Here is a 1,653-nt window from a genome sequence, read left to right on the forward strand (position 1 = left end):
CCATGATGGGAAGTGGGGTGGTGTTCTCCATGGCCGTGTCGGTGACGACATTCTCTCTAGAGTATAGCTCCCCGTAGTGCTCAACCCATCTCTCCATCTGCCCGCCACGGTCCTTGATGATGTTGCCGGAGGTGGACTTGAGGGGTGCGATCTTGGTGACACTTGGTCCAAATGCTTTCTTCATCCCCTCGTACATGGCACGAGTGTTTCCGCAGTCTGCAGAGGTCTGGATGTCACTGCAGAGCTTCAGCCAGTAGTCGTTGGCGCACCTACGGGCAACCCTCTTGGCGTTGTTGCGGGCTTCTCTGTAGGCGGCCAGTGTTTTCTCACAGGGCTTCCTCTTGTACTTGACAAGCGCAGCACCCTTGGTGGCTAAAGCAGGCTCCATCTCTTCAATCCCAGCCTCGAACCAGTCCTCGTTCTTCCTGGCTCTCTTTCCGAAAGTGTCTGAGGCGGACTGGTATATGGCACCACGGATAAAGTCCCAGCGTGCTGTGGTGCTGTCTGTGGGGCAGTCTTCCAGGGTCTTGTTGATGACCTCGGCGAAGCATTCACGCAGCTCAGGCTTTGAAGTTCTGGCTGTGTCGATGCGAGGCCGGCCCTCCTGCTTGGAGCGGTGGGTCCGTCTGGGTCGGAGACGCACAATGCTGCCGACCAGGGAGTGATCGGTGTCGCAGTCGGCACTATGGTAACTACGCGTGAGGAGCACGTGGTTCAGCATGGGTCTTCTAGTGATGACGAGGTCCAGCTGGTGCCAGTGCTTCGACCTGGGATGTCGCCAAGACACTCTGTGGTGGGGCTTGGTGGAATAGAAGGTGTTGGTGATGGCGAGATCATGGAAGGAGCAGAGCTCAAGTAGACGCTGTCCATTCTCATTGAGCTTGCCAACGCCAAAGTGTCCAATGCAACGTGGCCAGGAGCTGTGGGCTGCGCCTACCCGGGCGTTGAAGTCTCCGAGCAGGAAAAGGTTTTCCTTCGCTGGGATCTCTCTAATCCTTGTCTCGAGCTCCTCGTAGAATGCATCTTTAGCCTCGGCTGTTGAGCAGAGTGTGGGGGCGTAGATGCTAAAGATGTGTGTAGGTCCTAAGGGGGTTGTGAGGCGGAGTGAGAGGATGCGCTCGGTTCCCTGTGAAGGGGGTTCGACTGATAGCAGGAGAGAGTTGCGAACTGCAAAGCCAACCCCATAGAGTCGGCGCTCGTCTGACTCCAGACCTTGCCAGAAGAACGTGTAGTCCTTCTCCTTCAGACTGCCACTGGAAGCAAGGCGTGTCTCCTGGAGGGCGGCGATGTCAATGTTCCGCTTGGCTAGCTCGCGGTCGATGATGGCGGTTTTCCTGGCATCATCTACTTGCTGGAGGTCGTCAGAGAGGCCAGGACACATTGTTCTGACGTTCCAGGTTGCCAGCCGCAGGGCTGGCGGTTTCTTTTGCTTTTTATTTCGGTGTTTGCCTGGTGCTCAATTTTACAACAAGCCTGTCGATTTTGTCTAAGCTTCACGCACCCAATGAAGCAAGCAAGTTGTGGCGAGGTAGTACCTTATCGCCCGGGGGCTGCCCGGGTTGAGGCGGGCGGTAACTTCCCAATGGAGTCCGAGGACTCCTCCCACCGTCGAGAGCAACCCCTAGCGCCCTGCTCTACGCCAAACGAGTGTGG

The 1,653-nt window shown here is 56.8% G+C and carries 1 protein-coding gene; it reads right to left on the bottom strand.

Features of this window, described 5'->3' with window-relative positions; all coding sequences use genetic code 11:
• Nucleotides 1–1,381: endonuclease/exonuclease/phosphatase family protein (locus D4A39_RS16645; RefSeq protein ID WP_147393937.1), on the bottom strand; the 1,381-nt coding region annotated here is incomplete at its 3' end.
• Nucleotides 1,382–1,653: the final 272 nt, after the last annotated feature.

This window comes from Alcanivorax profundi (assembly GCF_003597125.1).
GTDB classification, from domain to species: domain Bacteria; phylum Pseudomonadota; class Gammaproteobacteria; order Pseudomonadales; family Alcanivoracaceae; genus Alcanivorax; species Alcanivorax profundi.